The sequence below is a fragment of the Leptolyngbya sp. FACHB-60 genome (assembly GCF_014695775.1).
Taxonomy (GTDB): Bacteria; Cyanobacteriota; Cyanobacteriia; order Phormidesmidales; family Phormidesmidaceae; genus Nodosilinea.
The window spans coordinates 39,111-60,488 of the sequence record NZ_JACJOX010000022.1 but is presented as its reverse complement, the minus strand read 5'-3'; the positions used below and the strand labels follow the sequence as shown (position 1 = coordinate 60,488).

At 56.6% G+C, this 21,378-nt stretch carries 23 protein-coding genes; 10 read left to right on the top strand and 13 right to left on the bottom strand.

The window, feature by feature from the left end; all coding sequences use genetic code 11:
• Nucleotides 1–52: 52 nt before the first annotated feature.
• Nucleotides 53–688 carry a TetR/AcrR family transcriptional regulator gene (locus H6F57_RS08275; RefSeq protein WP_199289802.1) on the bottom strand — a complete coding sequence of 212 codons (636 nt, stop codon included), beginning with the start codon at nt 686–688 and terminating at the stop codon, nt 53–55.
• Between the two features lie 301 nt (nt 689–989).
• On the opposite strand from H6F57_RS08275, the gene psbA reads away from it, so the two are divergent.
• Entirely contained in the window at nt 990–2,090 is a 1,101-nt protein-coding gene (psbA, locus tag H6F57_RS08270) for a photosystem II q(b) protein (RefSeq protein WP_190628752.1), read from the top strand.
• A gap of 77 nt (nt 2,091–2,167) precedes the next feature.
• On the opposite strand, the gene H6F57_RS08265 is transcribed toward psbA, so the two are convergent.
• Complete coding sequence (locus tag H6F57_RS08265) at nt 2,168–2,662, bottom strand: hypothetical protein (protein ID WP_190628754.1); 495 nt, start codon at nt 2,660–2,662, stop codon at nt 2,168–2,170.
• A 361-nt stretch (nt 2,663–3,023) separates the two neighbouring features.
• Nucleotides 3,024–3,848 carry a photosystem II manganese-stabilizing polypeptide gene (locus tag H6F57_RS08260; protein ID WP_190628755.1) on the bottom strand — a complete coding sequence of 275 codons (825 nt, stop codon included), beginning with the start codon at nt 3,846–3,848 and terminating at the stop codon, nt 3,024–3,026.
• 383 nt (nt 3,849–4,231) lie between these two features.
• Here H6F57_RS08260 and H6F57_RS08255 point away from each other — a divergent pair, with 383 nt between their 5' ends.
• From H6F57_RS08255 to H6F57_RS08245, 3 genes are all read left to right on the top strand, one after another.
• Nucleotides 4,232–4,600, top strand: a complete 369-nt coding sequence (locus tag H6F57_RS08255) for a hypothetical protein (protein WP_199289803.1) — start codon at nt 4,232–4,234, stop codon at nt 4,598–4,600.
• 266 nt (nt 4,601–4,866) lie between these two features.
• The gene (locus H6F57_RS08250; RefSeq protein ID WP_190628757.1) at nt 4,867–6,423 is read left to right on the top strand and encodes a hypothetical protein; all 1,557 of its coding nucleotides are present in this window, start codon (nt 4,867–4,869) and stop codon (nt 6,421–6,423) included.
• Nucleotides 6,424–6,440: 17 nt separating this feature from the next.
• A complete protein-coding gene (locus tag H6F57_RS08245) occupies nt 6,441–7,025 on the top strand; it encodes an antibiotic biosynthesis monooxygenase (RefSeq protein ID WP_190628759.1) in 585 nt (194 codons plus the stop codon).
• On the opposite strand, the gene H6F57_RS28300 is transcribed toward H6F57_RS08245, so the two are convergent.
• The 7 genes from H6F57_RS28300 to aroF form a co-directional block, all read right to left on the bottom strand.
• Nucleotides 6,955–7,152 (bottom strand): hypothetical protein, encoded by a 198-nt coding sequence (locus H6F57_RS28300; RefSeq protein WP_347279964.1) that lies wholly within the window; start codon nt 7,150–7,152, stop codon nt 6,955–6,957. The two genes, H6F57_RS08245 and H6F57_RS28300, sit on opposite strands and share 71 nt — an antisense overlap.
• 259 nt (nt 7,153–7,411) lie before the next feature.
• Nucleotides 7,412–8,119, bottom strand: coding sequence for a DUF4334 domain-containing protein (locus H6F57_RS08240; protein WP_242024944.1), 708 nt, complete (start codon nt 8,117–8,119; stop codon nt 7,412–7,414).
• Nucleotides 8,120–8,205: 86 nt separating this feature from the next.
• Nucleotides 8,206–8,841, bottom strand: a complete 636-nt coding sequence (locus H6F57_RS08235) for a GDSL-type esterase/lipase family protein (RefSeq protein WP_190628762.1) — start codon at nt 8,839–8,841, stop codon at nt 8,206–8,208.
• Between the two features lie 422 nt (nt 8,842–9,263).
• On the bottom strand, nt 9,264–10,538 hold the full coding sequence (locus H6F57_RS08230; RefSeq protein ID WP_313933614.1) for an NAD(P)/FAD-dependent oxidoreductase: 1,275 nt from the start codon (nt 10,536–10,538) through the stop codon (nt 9,264–9,266).
• A complete protein-coding gene (locus H6F57_RS08225) occupies nt 10,535–11,194 on the bottom strand; it encodes a MotA/TolQ/ExbB proton channel family protein (RefSeq protein ID WP_190628764.1) in 660 nt (219 codons plus the stop codon). Before H6F57_RS08225 ends, H6F57_RS08230 begins: the two co-directional genes overlap by 4 nt.
• Nucleotides 11,195–11,298: 104 nt before the next feature.
• Nucleotides 11,299–12,036 carry a DUF2993 domain-containing protein gene (locus H6F57_RS08220; protein ID WP_242024945.1) on the bottom strand — a complete coding sequence of 246 codons (738 nt, stop codon included), beginning with the start codon at nt 12,034–12,036 and terminating at the stop codon, nt 11,299–11,301.
• Nucleotides 12,037–12,198: 162 nt separating this feature from the next.
• A complete protein-coding gene (gene aroF / locus H6F57_RS08215) occupies nt 12,199–13,092 on the bottom strand; it encodes a 3-deoxy-7-phosphoheptulonate synthase (protein WP_190628769.1) in 894 nt (297 codons plus the stop codon).
• Nucleotides 13,093–13,645: 553 nt separating this feature from the next.
• On the opposite strand from aroF, the gene H6F57_RS08210 reads away from it, so the two are divergent.
• Nucleotides 13,646–13,804, top strand: a complete 159-nt coding sequence (locus H6F57_RS08210) for a family 2 glycosyl transferase (protein ID WP_190628771.1) — start codon at nt 13,646–13,648, stop codon at nt 13,802–13,804.
• 48 nt (nt 13,805–13,852) lie between these two features.
• On the opposite strand, the gene frr is transcribed toward H6F57_RS08210, so the two are convergent.
• The gene (frr, locus tag H6F57_RS08205) at nt 13,853–14,413 is read right to left on the bottom strand and encodes a ribosome recycling factor (protein WP_190628773.1); all 561 of its coding nucleotides are present in this window, start codon (nt 14,411–14,413) and stop codon (nt 13,853–13,855) included.
• Nucleotides 14,403–15,131, bottom strand: a complete 729-nt coding sequence (gene pyrH / locus H6F57_RS08200; protein ID WP_190628775.1) for a UMP kinase — start codon at nt 15,129–15,131, stop codon at nt 14,403–14,405. The genes frr and pyrH overlap by 11 nt, the downstream gene beginning before the upstream one ends.
• A 58-nt stretch (nt 15,132–15,189) precedes the next feature.
• Between pyrH and H6F57_RS08195 the strand changes: the two genes are divergently transcribed.
• Together H6F57_RS08195 and H6F57_RS08190 are read left to right on the top strand one after the other, a co-directional pair.
• Nucleotides 15,190–15,864: a diacylglycerol/polyprenol kinase family protein gene (locus tag H6F57_RS08195; RefSeq protein ID WP_190628777.1), complete on the top strand. Its 675-nt coding sequence runs from the start codon at nt 15,190–15,192 to the stop codon at nt 15,862–15,864.
• A gap of 123 nt (nt 15,865–15,987) precedes the next feature.
• Nucleotides 15,988–16,533 (top strand): hypothetical protein, encoded by a 546-nt coding sequence (locus H6F57_RS08190; RefSeq protein ID WP_199289804.1) that lies wholly within the window; start codon nt 15,988–15,990, stop codon nt 16,531–16,533.
• Nucleotides 16,534–16,629: 96 nt separating this feature from the next.
• Here H6F57_RS08190 and pip read toward each other — a convergent pair whose 3' ends face one another.
• A complete protein-coding gene (pip, locus tag H6F57_RS08185; RefSeq protein WP_190628779.1) occupies nt 16,630–17,577 on the bottom strand; it encodes a prolyl aminopeptidase in 948 nt (315 codons plus the stop codon).
• Nucleotides 17,578–18,181: 604 nt separating this feature from the next.
• On the opposite strand from pip, the gene H6F57_RS08180 reads away from it, so the two are divergent.
• The 3 genes from H6F57_RS08180 (at nt 18,182) to H6F57_RS08170 (ending at nt 21,374) form a co-directional block, all read left to right on the top strand.
• The gene (locus H6F57_RS08180; RefSeq protein ID WP_190628780.1) at nt 18,182–19,096 is read left to right on the top strand and encodes a hypothetical protein; all 915 of its coding nucleotides are present in this window, start codon (nt 18,182–18,184) and stop codon (nt 19,094–19,096) included.
• Nucleotides 19,097–19,179: 83 nt separating this feature from the next.
• Nucleotides 19,180–20,736 (top strand): NAD(P)H-hydrate dehydratase, encoded by a 1,557-nt coding sequence (locus H6F57_RS08175; protein WP_190628781.1) that lies wholly within the window; start codon nt 19,180–19,182, stop codon nt 20,734–20,736.
• A gap of 5 nt (nt 20,737–20,741) precedes the next feature.
• Nucleotides 20,742–21,374 (top strand): rhomboid family intramembrane serine protease, encoded by a 633-nt coding sequence (locus tag H6F57_RS08170; protein ID WP_190628783.1) that lies wholly within the window; start codon nt 20,742–20,744, stop codon nt 21,372–21,374.
• Nucleotides 21,375–21,378 lie beyond the last annotated feature (4 nt).

Below are 21,378 nucleotides of genomic sequence, written 5' to 3'. Positions count from 1 at the left end.
CGGCGAGGATTTCCTCGCTGCCCTTTGTGTTTTGGAGTTCTGCTGAGTTAAGTTAAGCTTTCAACCCGGCTAACACCATAGCGATCGCAGATTCGGTGAAGCGTTCAATCGCCTCTGGGGTGAACCACTCGTAGTCAGGCTGCACGTTGCGCATGTTGGCCTGGGCATTGTGGTAAAAGGTGCAGATGCCCATGATGTGAATCACGGCCAGAAAGGGATCCACCGGGCGAAATACACCTTCCTTCATGCCTCGTTCTACGACTGCAATGACCCGGGTGATGGGATTGATCCAACCGGTCAGTTTGAAATGTTTGCCCTGGTTCTGCATCGCTTCATGGAGCAGCACCTGGCCGTAGTGGGGATGGCTGACTTCGTGGGCGATCGCCACTTTGATCACGGTTTTCAGCGCTTCCTCGGGCGGCATGGTCTCCAGCTCCAGATCGCCAAAGGCATTGGTAAAATCTTCGGCGGGTCGCTGGATGACCGCTTTGTAGAGTTCTTCTTTGCTGCCAAAGTGGTAGTAGATCATGGCTTTGGTCACGCCGGTTTTAGCCGCGATCGCCTCGGTTTTAGCCCCGCTAAAGCCAAATTTGGCAAATTCTTCCTCCGCAGCATTTAAGATTTCAGCCTTAGTGGCTTCGGCATCGCGGGTTTGCCGGGGCGGGGTTCGATCAACTTTCGTGGCCAAGGGTATCCAGGGGTTACACCAATTTACCCATCCAGCATACAGCGCCAAACTGGGGTGCAACCACAGGCCTAGTAGCAAGCGTATCAGAGAATCTTGCCAACTAACAAGTTAGTTAATTGTTGACATGGACTGATACGGGCGTTAAGCTAACTAACAAGTTGGTCAGTAAAGAATTTCTGGCTAACTTGTCCTAAACAGCGTTGTTTCAGGCTAAATGTAGGGGCTTCTGGTTCAGGAGGCGCTGTAGTCTGTAGCACGCTTGATTGGGGCAATTCTTGCTGTTTTTTGTGTTTTGAATACTATGACGACTACCTTGCAGCGGCGCGAACGCGCCAGTCTGTGGGAGCAGTTTTGCAACTGGGTCGTCAGCACCGAGAACCGCCTGTATATGGGTTGGTTTGGCGTGCTGATGCTGCCTACTCTGCTGGCTGCAACCACCTGTTTTGTAATTGCCTTTATTGCCGCACCCCCAGTGGATATTGACGGCATTCGAGAGCCCGTTGCTGGCTCTCTGATGTACGGCAACAACATCATTTCGGGTGCTGTAGTGCCTTCATCGAATGCGATCGGCCTACATTTTTACCCCATTTGGGAAGCTGCTTCCCTAGATGAGTGGCTGTATAACGGCGGCCCTTACCAGCTAGTGGTGTTCCACTTCCTGATTGGCATCTTCGCCTACATGGGTCGCGAGTGGGAGCTGAGTTACCGCCTGGGCATGCGCCCCTGGATCTGTGTGGCCTATTCTGCCCCCGTAGCTGCCGCAACCGCCGTATTTCTGATTTATCCCATTGGTCAGGGGTCCTTCTCGGATGGAATGCCCTTGGGTATTTCTGGCACCTTCAACTTCATGCTGGTGTTTCAGGCGGAGCACAATATTTTGATGCATCCGTTTCATATGCTGGGGGTTGCCGGGGTGTTTGGTGGCGCGCTGATTTCGGCCATGCACGGCTCGCTGGTAACCTCTACCCTAGTGCGAGAAACCACTGAAAACGAGTCGCAGAACTATGGCTACCGCTTTGGCCAGGAAGAAGAAACCTACAACATTGTGGCTGCCCACGGTTATTTTGGCCGCCTGGTAGGGCGTACCAATGAGATTTTGCTCGGGGTGAATGCCAACAGCCGCAGCCTGCACTTCTTTATGGCCGCCTGGCCGGTGGTGGGCATTTGGTTTGCGGCTCTGGGCGTTAGCACCATGGCGTTTAACCTCAACGGGTTCAACTTCAACCAGTCCATTCTCGATGCCCAAGGTCGTGTGATTGGCACTTGGGCTGATGTGATCAATCGAGCAAATCTGGGGATGGAAGTGATGCATGAGCGCAATGCCCACAACTTCCCGCTTGATCTGGCAGCGGAGGGTGAGGCGACCCCTGTGGCGCTAGTGGCTCCTGACCTAGTCAGCTAATACTGTTTGTCCTTGGTATTTGTATGAGGCAGCCGCTGCGAGTGATCGCGGCGGCTTTTTTCAATTATGGTTGCTGACTACTGGTTGACGCAGGTCGCCAGCAATTGCTGGTCTAGCTCCGAGAGGGTGGCGATCGCATACATGCCCTCTAGCTCAGTTACCCCCGCCCCGCCGCTACTGCTGGCAATGCTTGTATCGGCCACCATCGCTACCGAATAGTTAAATTCGCTCTGGTCATAGGCGTCGGTGACGATCAGGTCGAGGGCACCATTGCCCACCGTGCCGCGCACACAGTCAAACGACGACGAGGGCTGATAGATCGCCCCATTCAGGCGGCCTTCTTGGGCTTCAAACACAAAGTAGACCGCCCCGACAGTATCGGTAACCGGCGACTCGCCGTAGAGATAGGTGCCGTTGGGGATGCCGGGGGTGCTGCCCGATGCGCCACTAGCCATGGCCGAGAACCCAATCACAGCGGCGGCAGCGGTTGCCAAACGGTGTAGGTTGGTCTGGACGCGATCGTCCCCAGTGAGAAGTTTGGTTGGGGCAGGAAGGGTAGGGGCAGAGGCCATGACGGGGGTTTTCAAGCGACATAAGTAATATCCCTCTAAATGTCGATGCCCGTGGTGATAGCCCCCCATGGCTAGGGTGATGTTGGTGAGGTAGGGGTGTGATCTAGATCAGGCTTGCCTCTTACGGCTAAGCGTCCAGCCCATCAACCGCAATATTGGCCTTGGGGCAGGTTGCTGTCGAATAGCGTGGGCTTCTGGTGCTAGTGAGTAGATGCTCGCTTTATAAGTTGCTTCGCCTTTGCACTACGCCAACCCACCTGCGGGATATGGAGCAGTATTGGCAAGAAAAGGCAATAAAAAAGGAAGGAGCATTGCTCCTTCCTCAGCTTTGAAATTGTTAGGGGCTTAGCTTAAGACAAGCTTAGACTTCTTCAAGGCGAGCGTAGAAAACGCCCTGTACCTTAATGTCTACTGGCTCAGCGGTGCCCATGTCCGTATCAGAGGGCTGCTCTGCTTCAAAGGTGCCGCCAATTTCGCCGGTGGCGCTGTCAATCTTAGACACCCGCAGGGAGATATGACCCTGACCCACGTCAAAGGCTTTCACATTTTCTTTTTCATACTCTTCGCTGTCGCCGCTGCCAGGTAGAGCTACGGCGCTGTCATAGCCAGTGGCCAGACCGCGGCCCTTGGGGTCGAGGAAGTTAGAGGTGCGGTAGGAGGGTACTTTGTAATCGCCCTCAAAATCGATGGAGCTGTTAAGAGCGCTTTGCCCCGGCTGGGATTTAGCGGTCAGACCTTTGACAGTAAACAAGAAAGGCTCTTGCTGACCACCGGGAAGCTGAACGGTAATGGCTTGGAAATCCATGCCGCCAGTCTCAGAGAACAGCAGACTACCGTCAGAATCTACGGTCAGATCGCCGCGCACCTGGTCTAGACTCGAGGTGTAACGGGTCAGCACCTTGCCGGGCACATAGGTCGCCTCTTGGCGCTTGGAGGCTTCTTCCTTCACAAAGTAGGCGGTGGGCTCAATGCACATGCCTACGAGTTCATAGGTTTTGCCGCTGTCGAGGGCAATGGTGCCTCGGGTCATTTCTGAAAGCTGGGGGCACTTGTTGGCCAGGCCAGTATTACGAATTTGGTCATAGGTTAGCGGCACACTACTGGTGGCACTGGGCGCTTCGCTACAGGCTGTCAGTACACTCAGGCAGATGGCCAAGAACGCAACTAAGAGGGCGCGATACCTCATGGTCTACCTCAAAATTTAGTATGTAAAGGCGCTGTCAAACTACTCAAATAATGCGACAGCCGTCGGCTCTGGGCTGCTATGGCGCTGGCCAGTTAGCCTTGGCGCGAAACCATGACAAGCAACTTAAATTTGCTCGCTAGCCCGGCAACGATGCTGGGCTTGCCCTCAGCCAGTAAAGCCTCAAGTAAGCATTCTACATGGCTCTGGGACTCTTTCCTAGAATATCGGACTGGTACTGTCGAGGTGCTGGTATCTTGGGGTAAACCCAGTTGGGCTAAGGGTTTCAGAGTTAAGGCTACATCAGAGCTTTAACCATACTGATGCTGGTTTTGACGACCCAACCGCTAACGTTAAGCTATCTAACAAAATTCCTAGCTAGAGCTATGACTGATTACCCGCCCGGCGATCGCAGCGACAGTCTGCCCAACGATCTGAGCCAACTGTCTGACCTTATCGATCAAGCCGCCCTGGGTCGCAAGGGCAACAGTACCGATTTGCTGGCTTTGCTGCGGCTCTTAGAGCAGTGTCACCGCGACATCTGTGAAACTCTCTTCTATGAGGCGCTACCCGACAACCGCCAACACCTCTACGCGCTGCTAAGGAATATTGAAGTCAATGGTGGCTGGCCCTACATTCAGCGGATGAAGCTCAAGGCACTGCTGGTCAACCTGCCCGATTTCGATTTTGATACCTTCTTCCCCTCAACGGTGCTGCCCCTGGAGGAAGATCGGTTTCCGGGGGAAGAAAAGTGAATGGCCGTGTCTGGGCGCTGGTGCCATAGGGGTTGTGGGCAGAGCGGGAGAGGGCAGTCCGACAAGGCCTCTGTTGCTGAGTCAACTAATCTAGTGTTTCTAGTTGAGCGGCCTACTACAACTAGTGGTAAGCTGAGCCAATTTTAGTATTGTGGCTGGCTTTGGGGTGCCCAGAGGGCACGGGCCTAAACTGGCTACTCCCTACGGCCACTTTGTGGTTTAAACGCTAACTTAGCTTTCGGCACAACTCCTTCTTCGTCGCACCTATGGCCAGTCATTCTTTTACAGCTCGGCTCCGTAGTTCGCTACAGCGGTTGACTAAACCACTGCTGGTGCCGAGCTTGGCCCTAGCCGCTGGACTGGCCGGTTTGGGATTGCTGCCGGGTAGCGGTATGGAGCGAGCGCTGGCGCTCAACGCCTACTGCCAAGTGACCCAAGAGGCCGCTCTAGCCAAAGAAAATTTGCGCAAAGCTGCCCTGGAGGGCGATAGTGCGGCCCAGCAGCAGTACGAGGCCATGGTGCGCCAGCACACCGAAGACCTGCGCCAGTGCCGCAGCCGCACTTGGCCCCAGCGTCAGGCAGTGTGGGTGCGCCTTTATCCTTGCGATCTGCAGCCCGGCATTCTCGATGCCCTGTTCGATCGCATCGTCAATTTGGGCTATAACGAGGTCTACGTGGAAGCCTTTTACGGCGGGCAGGTGCTGTTGCCTCAGGGCGACAACCCCACCGTGTGGCCCTCGGTGGTGCAATCTCCTGGCTACGAGCGCCGCGACCTCCTGGCTGAATCGATTGAAACAGGACGCCAGCGAGGGCTGCGGGTCGACGCTTGGGTGTTTGCCCTCAACTTTGGCTATTCTTACGGGTTGCGCAGCGATCGCGAGCAGGTGCTAGCCCTCAATGGTCGCGGTCAAACCACCTACACCTACGCCAAGGCCGGAGACTCTAGCAACCCTGACGAAGTCTTTGTCGATCCCTACAATTCTCAGGCCCAAGACGACTACAGCCGCTTGATGGGGGCTATCCTGCGGCGAAAGCCCGACGGTGTGCTGTTTGACTATGTGCGCTACCCCCGCGGTGTCGGTGCCAACTCGGTGGCCGACAGCGTTGACGACTTGTGGATCTACGGTCAGGCCTCGCGAGATGCGCTGTTTCGTCGGGCGGTGAACCAGCAGGGCCAAGAGCTGATCCGTCGCTACATCAGCCGAGGGCACCTGGTCGATCGCGACATTCAAGAGGCGCGCGACCTCTACCCCAACGAGGCTGAACCGCTGTGGCAGAGCCGCACCCCATCCCCACCGCTGCAAGCGGGCCAAGAACTGCCAACCCCGGCTAGTCTGCGCCCCCGGCTGAATGCTGAACTGTGGCAGCTGAGTGTGGCCCATGCGGTGCAAGGGGTCGTCGATTTTGTGAAAGTGGCTGGAGAACAGGTGCAGCGCAGCGGTATTGAAGCCGGAGCAGTGTTTTTCCCGGAGGGCAATCAGACGGTGGGTACCGGCGGCTATGACTCGCGGCTGCAATATTGGGAGCGCTTCCCCACCTGGATGACCTGGCACCCGATGGCCTATGCGGTGTGCGGCAATACAGGCTGCATTTTAGATGGGGTACGCCGGGTGCAGACGATGATACCCAGTGGCACCTCCCCGACAGTGACCCCGGCGCTAGCAGGGATTTGGGGGCAGGCTACCTATAATCGGCCGGCCCTAGAAACGCAGATGGAAGCTCTGCGGCGATCGAGTCCTGAAATTACCTCGGTGAGCCACTTTGCCTACTCCTGGCAAGACCCTGAGTTCGATCGCGTGAGAAAATTCTGTTCGCTCCGGTAAATCATCTGCCGCGACCCATGGAAGAGCCTCAGCCGCAATCTGGCCCGGTTACTCTGGTGATCTCAGAGTTGGTTGAACCCAGCAAAGTCGATGCCTACGAAGCTTGGACAAAGGGGATTAACCGCGATGCCAGGCAGTTCGAAGGCTTTTTAGGGGTTGAAATCATTCGCCCCCGCGACCACGCCCACCCCGAATACGTGGTGATTATCAAGTTCGAGAGTTACGATCACCTGCGCCGCTGGTTGATATCACCCACTTACCGCGCCTGGATGGATCAATCCTACGGGTTGATTGCAGCGCGATCGCAGCAACAGCTCCCCAGCGGTCTAGAGCTATGGTTCACGCTGCCCAAGGCGCGCCTTGGCATGACAGCGTCACTGCCCTCGCCGCCTTACTACAAGCAGGTGGTGCTGGGTGTCTTAGCGGTTTACCCGCTAATTTTGCTGGCCAATCGACTGCTGGGGCCGCTGCTGGGGGCGCTGCCGCCACTGCTGGGCCTGTTTGTTTCGGTGATTTTTGTCTCCGCTTTGCTCACTTATCCTGTGATGCCATTGCTGAGTAAGGGTCTAGAATTTTGGCTGTATCCCACCGGGCGAAGGTAAGTGGTAGAGCTATGCGGATCGCCACGCTTAAAGTCTGAGCTACCAAAATGCCCCTAGCGTAATCTGAGCAAGACTGCCGACCGTGCAGGACTCTATGAGAACAAGAGAACCCTTTTCGAGGCGAAATGTAGGTGCGGTAGACGTCGAGGAGGCGATCGCTGCCTGTGTGGCAAACGGCTCAAAGGTGCTGGTAGCCATAGGTTTAGAAAGAGGTGGCATTACACCTCGGCTTTTACCCAACAATCTATCTCTACAGCTCTATCAGAAGGACTAATTTGAAGGAGTTAGCAAACTTTGGGTGTAGCTTGAGCGATCGCTGAAACCTAAATTTTCCTAGATCAAGAAGTGCCTATATACCTGGATTAACGAGAGATTCCTTACCTGGTTTACTCCCGCTGCAACACAAAAAAGAACGGGCATTCCATACCCTTTAAATCCATTAGGCCTAGCACCGTCCGATCATCCACCTTGCGAAAAATATCGTTGATCGGAAGACTGTCGTAGATCATCGTTGCGGTCTCTTTACCTCGATAAATGACCGGGCGAAGCCGCGCACAAGATTGATTGGTGGAAAACAAAAAAAGGCTGGCCTGAAAGATATTTCCCATCGCCTCTGACTTTGGAATTGGCAATCGATCAATCCAGCTAACTAGTGGCAAAGTCCAAAGTGGATTGACGCTGGCCGTGTTGCCATCCATGGTCTTAAAAATGAGTGGATGAACGTGCTCTGGGGTGTCGAACCGCTTGCCGTGCCAGTGATAGGCTTCGAGGGCCCCATCGAGGGGATGATCGGTCGGAAAGCTCGACCCTTGCCATGGGCCAATCATGTCACTGACAGCGACGGTGTCAAGACTGTCGAAAATATCTAAGGCCTCAGCAGTGGTTACTTTGCCAATGGCAACAGCTTCAGAAAATGTCTTCACGGCGTTGATAGTTATTAAGGTGCAGACGGTTGGAGCAACGAATACTTTAGTTAAACGTGGATACGTACCCAATGCCATTCCAAGCAGGGTACATATCTGTCCACTAGCGGCGTGCCCCCATAGAATGATGCGCTTGAAGCTAACGTCGCTACCAGTGAGAGAATCTGCCAACATCCAGAACAGGATGGTACTGTCTCTGAACCGAGGTTACGTTAAAAGTTCAACCAGGCCCTACGGCTTGGTCGTTACCCATTACTTTAATTCTGTCGCTGATTGGATAGATGAGGAGGCAGTGTCGCGTCTCGTAAAAGCGGCTGCAATCCTTCAGCAATGCGATTTGCTAAAATTCGTTGTCCAGCTTGGTTGGGATGAATTTGATCGTATAGATAACGCGGATCGTTTAGACCTTCTAAAACCCCAGGAATGAGATGGGCCTGGGTATCGTTTGCTACTCGCTGATATAACCCTTCGTAGTTGCTACTAAAGGGGCTAATATCCATACCTAATATCACTACAATAGCCCCCACCTGTTGCAGGCGGGTCACAATTTGCCGCAGGTTTGCTTCGGTTTGGGAGGGTGGAACTTGTCTTAAATAGTCATTGCCGCCTAGCCCGACAATCACTAACCAAGGATCAGCTGCTATGACATCTTGTTGTAAGCGATTTAGCGCTGCTTCAGTGGTGTCGCCACTTCTACCCTGGTTGACAATGGGTAAGTCTAAGGTTTGACTGAGCAGGTTTGGGTAGGCGGCCTCAGGACCAATGCCGAACCCCGCTGTGATGCTATCGCCCAGCGCGATGATTTGCGCTCCGCTGCCTCGGTTCAGGTTGTTGACATCTTCGCTCAGAGTTTCGCTGGTTTCGCTGAGAGTATTGGTATTGGGCTGGTCCATAACGGGTGGCTGAGGGTCATTACATGCTGTCAAAAGCAGCACCCCGCCAAGGCATAAACTCATCAACCCGGCTTTAAACGTCTTGCTCATCAAGAAAGTTTAGGTTGTCTGAGTACACCATAATGCTGTTTGAGGGTTTGTGGGGGCAGCAGCGATCGCACCAAACCGCTATTTCCCTAGCATTATCATCTCCGCTAGCCCTGACACTGCTCTATATCAAAAGGTTGATCCTGCATGGCGGGCTAGGGCCTGCGCTCCCTAAGCCCGTTTGAGCGCGATAGATAGAAACAGGGCCGCGATCGCTGCGCCTATAACTTTACCAAGATCTGCCAGACCCAGAATTGGGCTGCTAGCTCTTCTCTAAAGCATTGGCTTGCTCTTGAGTTATGACAATGCTGCCCAGTGGAACTATGGTTCTATCGTTAGCTCATCGCTGCTGCCATCGCTTGCCCAGCTAGCCAGCCCGTAGTCCAGGCGTTTTGAAAGTTGAAACCGCCCGTGATGCCGTCGATATTGAGAATTTCGCCCGCCAGGTACAGCCCCGGGCAGCGGCGGCTCTCCAGGGTTTTGAAGTTGACTTCGGGCAGGGGAATGCCGCCACAGGTGACAAATTCGTCTTTGAAGACACCTTTGCCTGCGATCGCATATTCCCCCCGCGTCAACTCCGTCACCAGCGCTTGCACCTGCCCCTTAGATAGGTCGGCCCAGTTTAGCTGAGTAGTCAACTTGGCCCGGTGCTGAATCAAATACTGCCATAACCGCCGTGACAGTTCTGGAAACGGCGAAAACGCTGCCACCTGCCGTTTGCCTTGCTCTTGCTTGAGGCTCATTAGCTTCTGCCGCACCTGGTCTTGCTTGAGGGCCGGTAACCAGTTCACGGTCAGCGTCGCTCGGTAGCGCTGGCTGTGTAGCCCTACCGCCCCGTAGGCCGACAGCTTGAGCACCGCCGGGCCACTCACCCCCCAATGGGTAATCAGCAGCGGGCCGCTCTGGGTCAGGGCGGGAGAATTTTCGACAGCCAGGCTGAGTTGCACGGTCTCAACCGAAACCCCGGCCAGGTCGTGCAGAGCCGAGTCGGGAATGTTGAAGGTGAATAGCGAGGGCACAGGCGGTACCAGGTCGTGACCGAGCTTGAGGGCCAGCCGGTAGCCGCCGGGGCTGCTGCCAGTGGCCAACAGTAGGCGATCGCAGTGCCACTCAGCCCCAGCCCTAGTCGTCAGCCAAAAGCCATCGTCGTCGTGGTGAATTTGGGCGATCGCCTGGCTGGTGTGCAACTGAATGCCCAACCGCCGGGCTTCTCCCAGCAGGCAGTCAACGATGGTGCCTGAGTCGTCGGTGGTCGGAAACATGCGGCCATCGGCTTCGGTCTTGAGCCGCACCCCGCGCTGCTCAAACCACTCCACCGTGTCGCGAGGCTGAAAGCGGCTAAAGGGACCGCGCAGGGCGCGATCGCCCCTGGGATAGTGGTTAACCAGCACTGCTGGGTCAAAACAGGCGTGGGTGACGTTGCAGCGGCCCCCGCCCGAAATTCTCACCTTGGCTAGGGGGTCACGGCCTGCCTCAAAGATGTGGATGGATTGGCCAGGGTTAGCCTCGGCACAGGCGATCGCCCCAAATAGCCCTGCCGCCCCAGCTCCCACCACAATCACCGCTGCGTACTGGGCTGATCCCGACCTCCCAAGACCATCACCCCTCACGGCAGGCTCCCCGGCAAAAAGACATTGGAACTAATCGATCCCTGGCGCTGGGCGCGGCGATGGAGAATCTCCAACTTACCTCCAGCCTCTTGAATAAAGGCCCGCTGGCGGCGATACAGGCCCTGAAACAGGTTGGTCAATAGCAGCGCCACTAGAGCAACGACCAGCCCCGCCGCCGTAGAGATCAGGGCTTCGCTTACCCCAGCGGTGACGCCGCTGGCGGCCGGGCCACCGGTATCACCCAATTGAAGGGTCGAAAACGTCTGCATCAGGCCTAGCACCGTCCCGAGCAACCCCAACAGCGGTGCCACCCCTACCACCGTTTCAAATAGGGTTTGGAATCGTTTCAGCACCGGCAACTCGGCCTGGGCGGCGCTCTCTAGGGCTAGGCGAAATTCTTCGGGGGTGGCGTCACCTAAGGTGAGGGCGGCCAGAAAGATACGGGCAATGGGCAACTGCTGGTGCTGCTTGAGTTTGGCGATCGCCCGCTGGGGGTTTTGGCTAAAGGTGCTGAGGGCCTGGGGCACCAGCCCCCGCTGCTGACGGCCAATTTGCAACCAAAACCAGCCTCGCTCCACGGCAAGGGTCAGGGTCAGCAGCGAACACAGCAGCAGTGGCCACATGACCACGCCCCCCGCCGTAAACCAGTTACCCATAGCGCCGATGCCTAACCCAAGAACCCAACTATGATACTGGCCAAGCAAGGTTTCAGGTTCAAGGGCAGGGTTTAAGGGTGGCCTAAACTTCGAACCTGAAACCTTTACATCGTGCCGGGGAAATGCTCGATCTGGGCGTAGCCGCTAAACACCAGCTGTTTACCCTGAGTTTCTAGGCGGTTGACCCGCAGCAGCACCCCATCGAGGTTAAAACGCTCTAAGTCGACCATGCGGTTGAGCACCTCCGCAAAGCCTTTGGTTAGAGTCTCCGAGATCGAGGTCAGCGCTTCGGGAACGCCCTCGGGCAAAAATTCTGCGTTGGCAAAAATAATTCGCCGCCGCTTTTCGACCGTGACCTGGGCCGACATTTGAATGGGCACATCTTTGTGGTTGGGCAAATCGGTCTTAGCCGTAATTTTGACGGCCTGGTCGGGCAACAGCGTGATGTTGATATCCCGAAAGGTGACAGGGTCGCCCCCCGAGAGCGAGGTGACCGCCTCATCAGTAACCCCTTCGAGGTGCTGGCGCACCAGCTCGGCCTCAAAGGCGCGGTTGATGGCGTCTTCGTTCAACGTCACCTGGGCCACCGCCTGGGTGGGTTGGCGCAGGCGAATTTTGCCGCCGATCGCCGACCCGACGTCGATCGACACTGTATCGGTCTCAAACATCATCTCGGCGGCCTCAAATTCTTTGCGAATTACAAGGCCACGCCCTTCCATACGAAAACTGTCAATGGTGCCCTGAAGAAGCTTGCTGGAGGGAGAGCAGCGCACCGCTACTTCCACAGCATCGCTGCGGCTAAATAGGTGACGCAGCGACTGGGTAGCCACAGAGTTAATCATCCTTTCGCCAAAGTCATTGGATCCTTTGGACTGAAACCCGGTAAAGCCACCAAACATAGAGGTTATTACCAACCTAATTCCCCTTATGTTGTAACAAAATATGAAGCCCAATGACAGCGGTCTTTGCTAATGACACCTATTGCGAATGCTGATGACGCTGATTTAGGCGGCGATCGCAGTCTCTTCCAGAGCCCGATCTGATGACTGTAGAGCGGTGCCAGTGACCACTGATCTAGCTAAGCGACGACCCAGAGCTATGGCTAGGGGTTCGAGACTGTCAGCCAGCATAGTCATCTCCTCTAGGGTAAGGGCTTGGCGCGCATCTGACACAGACTCATGGGGCACCGGGTGGCACTCGACAATCAGCCCGTCGGCCCCAGCGGCGATCGCCGCCCGCGCCAGATCGGGCACCAGCTCCCGCTTGCCAGCAGCATGGCTGGGGTCCACCATCACCGGCAGGTGAGTGAGTTGTTTTAATGCTACTACTGCCCCCAGATCCAGCACGTTGCGGGTGTAGGTATCAAAGCTGCGAATGCCCCGCTCGCAGAGAATCACGTTGGGGTTACCGTGGCTAAGAATATATTCCGCCGCCATGACAAACTCTTCGACAGTGGCCGCTAGCCCACGCTTGAGCAGCACCGGCTTGTCGATGCGACCTAGAGCCTTGAGCAGGTCAAAGTTCTGCATGTTGCGGCTGCCCACCTGCAACACATCCACCTGGGTCACCATTGCTGGAATTTGATCCATCGCCATCACCTCGGAGATCACCGGCATCTGAAACCGCTGCCGAATGTCGTCCAGAATGCGCAGCCCGGCTTCCCCCATGCCCTGGAATGCGTAGGGTGACGTGCGCGGCTTGAAGACCCCGCCCCGCAGCGCCTGCACGGGGGTTGGGGCCAGATGGTGGGCCACCTGCTCCATCTGCTCGGCGCTTTCAACGGCGCAGGGGCCGCCCACAATCAGCAGGGTGTCGCCGCCGATGGCAACGGTATCGGTCAGAGCCACCACCGAGCGGTGCTCAAGGCTAGATTTGCGGGTCAAAACAGCGTCTTTCATGGTGAGAAAAGTGGATAAAGAACGGGGCGATCGCAATAGAAAACAAAAAACCCGGAGCTAGAGGCTCCGGGTCAGGTAAAGGGCATAGGAAGACCTATCACCACAAGCCTGACCCGGTGGTGTAAAAAAAACCGTAGTACCAATTGATGGTGAAAATTTGCATAGCGGCTAAAGCAAAAAGGGCTAACGAATTAAACCAAAAAACAAAACCGCAGAGGGTAAGCTCTGCGGTTCACAAGGTTGGCAACACAAAAGGTGCTCACGACCTGTGAACCGACAGCTGCCACCAAAAATAAAATGCTCTGACGGATGCGGTCATTGCTGCGGATGAGCTGAAACGTATCTGCAATCTAACAGGGCTGTCGGGGAGCGTCAACCGGGGCAAGGGAATTCAGATATGCCAAGCCCCAAATATCTGAAAGGTCTAAGTTCGTGGATTTCTCGGAGTACATCCTGAAGCGATAAACCTAGGATGAAGACACCCAGCCTGCATAAAGCCATCGTAAAGCCAGGCCCGCTATCGCTGCCTTGGACTGCCATTAGGGAAAACGCCATGATTTGGGAACTTTGCGTTCGCTATGCCAACGGCCGAGAAACCGTTTTAGACGTGTTTCAAAGCCTAGAAATTGCCCAAAACCGAGTCGATAAGCTCTACTCCGAGGGCTACCCAATGCACTTTGCCTACTTTGTTAGACCGAAATGCGCGACGTAAGAAATACTCCGTAGAGACGCGATCGATCACGTCTCTACAATTGAAATCTCACACGGTCATAATGTCTTTCTCTTTGGCGGCTAGGGCTTCGTCGAGCTGAGCGATGTATTTATCGGTGAGCTTTTGAATCTCGTCCTGGGCATCGCGCGACTCGTCCTCAGAGATGTCGCTGGCCTTTTCTAGTTTTTTAACCGCGTCGATGCCGTTGCGGCGCTGGTTGCGAATGGAGACGCGCCCTTCTTCAGCCACTTTGCCCGCTGTTTTGACAAACTCTTTGCGGCGCTCGCTGGTCAGGGGCGGAATGTTGAGGCGAATCACCCGGCCATCGTTGTTAGGGGTGAGGCCCACGTCAGACAACGAGATCGCTTTTTCGATGGTGGTTAGGCTGCTGGCGTCGTAGGGCTGAATCGTCAGCGTAGTGGAGTCGGGGATGGAGATGTTGGCCATCTGCTTGAGGGGAGTCTGGGCACCGTAGTAGTCGATCTCGATACGATCGAGCAACGAGGCGTTGGCGCGCCCCGTGCGAATCGTGTTGAAGTTGTTCTGAGTCGCCTTAATAGACTTCTGCATCTGGTCTTCGGTTTCAAGCAAAATATCGTCAACTGACATTACAAGACTCTCCTACAATCGTGCCGATAGATTCGCCCATTAGCGCCCGCTTGATGTTTCCAGGCACCGACAGGTCAAATACCATGATAGGGATGTTGTTGTCCTTACAGAGGGCGATCGCGGTGCTGTCCATCACTTTTAGATCGTTCTGCAGCACATACCCGTAGGTGAGGGTGCGAAAGCGCTTGGCATTAGGATTAATTTTAGGATCAGAATCGTAGACGCCGTCAACCTTGGTCGCTTTGAACACCACCTCGGCGTTGATCTCCGCCGCCCGCAGCGCAGCGGTAGTGTCAGTGGTAAAGAAGGGATTGCCGGAGCCTGCCCCAAAAATAACCACCCGGTTTTTCTCCAGGTGGCGAATGGCACGGCGGCGAATGTAGGGCTCGGCGACCTCTTGCATCGCGATCGCCGTCTGCACCCGAGTCGGCACCCCTATTCGCTCTAGCGAGTCTTGCAGGGTCATGGCATTCATCACTGTGGCGATCATGCCAATGTAGTCAGCAGTGGCTCGATCCATCCCGGCAGCCGAGCCTTTAATGCCGCGAAAGATGTTGCCTGCACCCACCACCACAGCGATTTCAATATCTTCTTTAATCACCTCGGCAATCTCGGCCGCGATGGCTTCTACTACGTTAGGATCGATGCCGTAATCCATGTCGCCCATGAGGGCTTCACCGCTAAGTTTTAGCAGCACTCGCTTATAGGGTTTATCCATAGGAAGTTGGTGTAGTAAGGTCTAGAAGTCCCACACCACTATACTTGCTTCCCCTGCCATGATGGCTACTGCGCTTATGCAAATTGGACTGGTAGCCGCCTGGCTAGCAGTAGTTGGGGGAGTAGCCGAAGGGGTGCGCCGGACCGGCCACTTCGCTACCGAAATTACCCGAAAAATCGTCCATATTGGGGCAGGTCACGTGATTTTGCTGGCCTGGTGGCTGCATACTCCTGCTTGGATGGGTATAGCGGCCTCTGTCCTATTCAGCTGCGTAGCGCTGCTGTCGTACCGGCTGCCGATTTTGCCGGGGGTTGACGGTGTAGGACGCAACAGTCTGGGTACTTTTTTTTACGCTATCAGCATTGGCGTACTGACAGCGGTTTTCTGGCCCTTGGGTCTACCCCAGTACGCTGCTCTCGGCATTTTGGTTATGACCTGGGGCGATGGCTTGGCTGCCCTAGTGGGGCAAAACTTTGGCCGCCATCCCTACAGGGTTTTGGGTAGCCAGAAGAGTTGGGAGGGCAGTTTGACCATGGCCTTGGCTAGCTTTCTGGTGGTTTTGCTGGTACTGGGGCTGACGGCGGGGTTTACAGGGGCAGTGTGGGGAACGGCTGTGGTGGTGGCGATCGCCGCCACCCTGCTAGAGACGCTCTCGCTCTATGGCCTCGACAACCTCACGGTGCCGCTGGGGAGCGCGGCCCTGGCCTACGGACTGATGGGTTGGATCGGGTAGGGAGAGCCGGTGGTGGAATGAGGCCGTTGAGCGGGTGAGACGCAAACTTCGTCAGCAGTCTGCCCCTGCAATAGGTAGGTTAATGGCTGTTTTTCTGTACTATCAAGTAGTACAAGTTGGGCGTTGGTCGAAGACCGGTCCAGCGGGCGATCGCCCCGGCCTGCCCAGGAGTGGATAAACCCCGTGAATGCCGTCTCTCCCTCTACCCTAGACATCACCGATCGCGTCTTGGCCATGGCCAAAACCGGGGTCTACCGCCAGTCGGTGTTTGAGGCTCTAGGGCCAATCGCCACCCGGCAGCAAATTCGCGATGCGATCGCTCAGGCCAAGCAGTTTGGTCTCTACACCGTCTCGGCTTTGCGGGATGACGAGCTAGGTACCTACTATCAGGTCGAAGCCGCTAACTATGAGTCATTTCAGGCCGCCTCTAAAGCCTTAGCCGCAGGCGCACCCCCCGAAAATTTGGCGGCCCAGGTCGTTGCTACCCACAACGCCCTGCATGCCATGCTCACAACCGTAGCGGGCAGCACTCTCGGCTTGGCAGTGCTTGGTGGATGGTGCTTGCTCGACGGGCAAACCCAGCTAGGGCGGGGACTGTGGCTGGGGGCCATAGTTGCCGGAGGGCTGTGGAGCGTGCAGCGGTGGATTGCCCGTCGAGTGTTGGGGTGATGAGGCCAAGGGGATGAGGAGTTTTGAGTTTGGGTTAAGGATCAAGACCTCAAAACTCAAAACTAAACACTCAAAACTTTCCCTTAACTCCTCCCCTCACCGCCGCGCAAACTCATCCGTCGCCTCAATCAGCGCATTGGCAATGCCTGGCTCCATGGCAGAGTGGCCAGCCTCTTGCACCATGACAAACTGAGCTTCGGGCCAAGCCCGGTGCAGTTCCCATGCGGTGGTGGCGGGGCATACCACATCGTAGCGACCCTGCACGATGACGCCGGGAATGTGGCGAATGCGGTGTACCTGGCTAAGGATATGGTCGTCGGTTTCGAAAAAGCCTCGATTGATAAAGTAGTGACACTCGATGCGAGCAAAGGCGACGGCAAACTCGTCTGCGCTGAAGTGGTGCAACAGGTCGGGGTCTTGCACAAGCTTGCTGGTGCTGGCTTCCCACACGGCCCAGGCGCGGGCGGCGGTCAGTCGTTCTTCAATGTTGTCGCTGGTGAGGCGGCGGTGGTAGGCCTTGACCAAATCATCGCGCTCGGCTTCAGGAATAGGGGCGAGATACTGCTCCCAGGCATCGGGATAGAGGAAGCTGGCCCCTGATTGGTAAAACCAGCTAATCTCTCGCTGGCGCAGGGTAAAAATGCCGCGCAAGATTAGCCCCTGGCAGCGATCGGGGTGAGTCTGGGCGTAGGCCAAGGCCAGGGTGCTGCCCCAGCTACCGCCAAACACGGTCCACTGGTCAATACCTAGATGAACGCGAATTTTCTCGATGTCACTGACCAATGCCCAGGTGGTGTTGTCTTCTAAATCGGCGCGGGGCAGACTTTTGCCGCAGCCCCGCTGGTCAAACAGCACAACGCGCCAGCGCTCAGGATCAAAAAACTGCCGATAAGTGGGGTTGCTGCCACCCCCAGGCCCGCCGTGCAAAAACACCACCGGTTTGCCCTTGGGATTGCCGACCTGCTCTACGTAGAGCCGATGCCGTTCTGATACCGCCAGATATTCGGTATGGTAGGGCTCAATGGGGGGATAGAGTTGGCGCATGGCAGTGGTGAGGCGTTCCGCAGACGGAATGAGCCCACACTATAGCCCAGCGATCCTAGCTCTGGTTAAGGCGGTTTGGAGACTTACTTCCTTACTCTGGTCAAAGCGGTTTGAAGACTTACTTCCTTCTCGATCGCAGATACACGGCTAAGGACGTAGGGATGAGTCTGACCAGGTACAGCGGTCTGATCAGAATTCTTGCTATGGTCATCCCCAGGAATTATCGGCGACTCCTGGGGTGGGTCTTTACCACGTGCCATTCCCCCGTGTGTGGATCGCGTTGGGTCGTGAACGGGTTGTTTTTGAGGGGTTTGCCGCAGGGCTTGGCCATAGCGCTTACTGTTGCAGGTTGCATCTATAGTAAGAAATGTCACAACCTCCCTAGGTGACTCACAGGCCTCTGTTCCAGTGATGTTGCAGCCTGTAACTGGTGATCTGCATCACCGAAGCGGTGGATAGTCTGTGCTGGCCAAATCTTTTGGCTAGAACGATGCGGTTTTTAAAATCTGCGCTAATATCCTCAAGGCATATAGAGGACGGGCAAAAAGTCGTTGATGCTTGACCGTCTACCGGTTCACCATACGAGCAATGGGCAGGAGTCGTGATGGCAATGCAGAACAGTTTGTTGGGGTTATGGAGTGGTTGCGGGCGCGGGCTGCCTCTAAAAATGTCGGCGGCGATCGCGATCGCGGCCACTGCGGTAATCAGCACAGCGCCCCAGGGTATGACCCAAGGCTATGAGGTTGTGCCGCCGCTACCCGCTGGGGCAGTGCCGGTGCCTGGGGCGGCTATGCCCCAGCAGGTGCCCACTAGCGGTCAGCAGTATTTAATCTACGTTGGCGACACCAGCGAAGCTACGCTGAGTCAGGTGCGTCTGGTGGAGCCAACAGCCTTTCGTACCTCGTTTCAGGGGCGATCGGTCATTCAGGCGGGGCGGTTTAACATGACCGGCAATGCCCAGCAGCGCATTACCGATCTGGGAACGCTTGGGGTCAGGGCTGAGATGGCCCAGGTGGCGGCGGCTGTGCCTTACTATTCTCAGACGGCTGGGTTACCCAACAACGTCTATGCTTCCAACGGCGATTTGCCGCCCCTACCCGATGCGGCGTTTTCCCAGGCGGCGGTGACGGCTGTGCCCGTGCCAGCCCTGCCGCCGGGTGTCGCTGCGGTGCCTTCGACTGCGGGGAATGTGGAGTTTGGTCAAGAGCTTAACTATGGCGTGCCGGCCGCACCGCCCGCTGGGGAAATAATGGCACCGCCGACTACGGCTCCGCCGATGACTGATTCGGCTAGCGCGCCTTACTACGTGGTGATTCCCACTGACGCTTCAAGCTTAGGCACCGTGAGCAGCCAGGTGATTCAACTCGGAACCCCGCCCGATCGCGTGCAGCAGCGCACAGAACCCCGGGGACCCCACGTCGCTGTTGGCCCCTTTGCCGATCGCGGGCTGGCCAACCGTTGGAATGATTTTTATCGCCAATCTGGCCTTGGCAATAGCCGGGTTTTCTTTGAACGGTAGATATCCCTGGGCGATAAACCAATAGGATCAATGGGCGATGGATTGTATTGAGAGTCCATCGCCTACTGTTTGTTGATAAGCCCATGAGCTGTGAATTTCGCGATCGCATCGTCACCGCTGAGCAAATGCGGGCCATTGAAGGCCGCCTGTTTGAGGCTGGTATGCCCGTGGCCGCGCTAATGGAAAAGGTGGCGGGCCGCATTGCCGCCTGGGTGGTGACTCAGTTTCCGCTCCAGCGCTATCCCCGGATTGCTGTGGTGGCGGGGCCAGGGCACAACGGCGGCGATGCGCTGGTGGTGGCGCGCGAACTGGCCGTCCAGGGCTATCGGGTGCAGGTGTGCAGCCCTGGCGATCGCTTGAAGCCGCTGACCGCTGACCACCTGCGGTTTACGGAGTATTTGGGCATTCCAATCGTGAAAGCGATGGCAGGGCTAGCCCCCTACGATGTGCTAATCGACGGACTGTTTGGTTTTGGCCTAAAGCGCTCGGTCGAGGGGGCCATGGCCGACGCGGTGGCGGCGATCAATGGGGCCGATTGCCCGGTGGTCAGCATTGACCTGCCCTCGGGACTGCACACGGATACGGGCGAGGCGCTGGGCACAGCGGTGCGGGCTACCCACACGCTCTGCCTGGGCCTGTGGAAGCGGGCCTTTTGCCAGGAGGAAGCGCTGGCGTATCTGGGGCAGCCCCATCTGATCGGCTTTGATATTCCCCCCCAGGCCACAGCGGCAGTATTGGAGAGCACAGCCTCGGTACGGCGGGCCACCCTAGCGACCATCCGCGAAAAGCTGCCCCTGCCGCGCCAGCCCAATACCCACAAGTATCGAGTGGGGCATTTGCTGCTGGTGGCGGGGTCGCGGCCCTACGCCGGGGCAGCTTTGTTGGCAGCGTTGGGGGCTAGAGCAAGCGGCGTGGGGATGCTCACCCTAGCAGTGCCCGAATCGCTGCGCTTGATGGTAGTGGCTCAAATTCCTGAAGCGCTAGTAGTGGGTTGCCCAGAAACTGAAGAAGGGGCGATCGCCCAGCTGCCTGACAGTCTAGACCTCAGCCGCTACAGCGCGATCGCCTGCGGGCCAGGGCTGAGCCGCCAGGCCACTGAGCCAGTCCAGGCTGTTTTGCAGAGTCCGACACCTCTTTTGCTCGATGCCGATGGCCTCAATGTCTTAGCGGATTTAGGCACGATTGAAACCCTGAAACAGCGGCAGTCACCCACAGTGTTAACGCCCCATCGAGGCGAATTTAAGCGGCTGTTTCCTGAACTGCTAGAGAATTCTGGAGATAGCGGCGCAGCGGCACAGCAGGCCGCTGCGCAGAGTGGAGCGGTGGTGCTGCTGAAGGGGGCTTGTACGGCGATCGCCCATCCTAACGGCACCCTTTGGTATGTGCCCGAAAGCACCCCAGCTCTAGCTCGGGGCGGTAGTGGCGATGTGTTGACTGGTTTAATCGGTGGTCTGCTGGCCCAGAATCTGGCTTCAGATGCCGACAATTCCCTAGATTCATCGCTGGATGCGGCGTTAGTCGGAGCCTGGTGGCATGGCCAGGGGGCTCGCGCTGCCGCCTGCGATCGCACCGAACTGGGGGTCGATGGCACCCAGTTAGTCCAATACTTGAACCCGGTGCTGGCCCAGGTGCTAGCCTGAGGGGCGTGAGTTTATTTGCGGCTGCGATCGCCTTGTTTTCCTTCGACCAAATTGTCTTACCCGACGGCTTTCGCCAGGGAATCTCTCTGCTGGCCTACCTGCTGGCGCTGATGTGGGCACTCGCCGTGGTGGATTTTGTCACCGGGCGGCGGGTATTGAACAAACTCAGCATTGCCCCCCGCAGCCTAGATGGGCTGCCGGGCATTGCGGTGGCTCCCCTGCTCCACGGCGACTTTGGCCACCTAGCCGCCAACTCTGGCCCCCTGGTCATCTTGGGCACCGTGATTTTGCTTCAGGGGCTAGAGGTGCTGGGGCTAGTCACAGTGTTTTGCTGGGTGTTTAGCGGCGTGGGCATTTGGCTGCTGGGCCGCCCCGGTACTCGCCACCTGGGGGCCAGCGGTGTTGTGTTTGGCTACCTGGGCTATCTGCTGCTGCGGGGCTACTTTGAGCGCAGCCCGGGGGCGATCGCGGCTGCCGTCATCGTTGGCCTGCTCTACGGCAGCGCTCTATGGGGGCTACTGCCGCTCCAGCGAGGCAAGTCATGGGTCGGCCATGGCATGGGGTTTTTAGGCGGCGTAATTGTAGCCCGCAAACTGCCGATCATGCTGGAATGGGTAAGGAATAACTCAGGTTTCTAGCGAT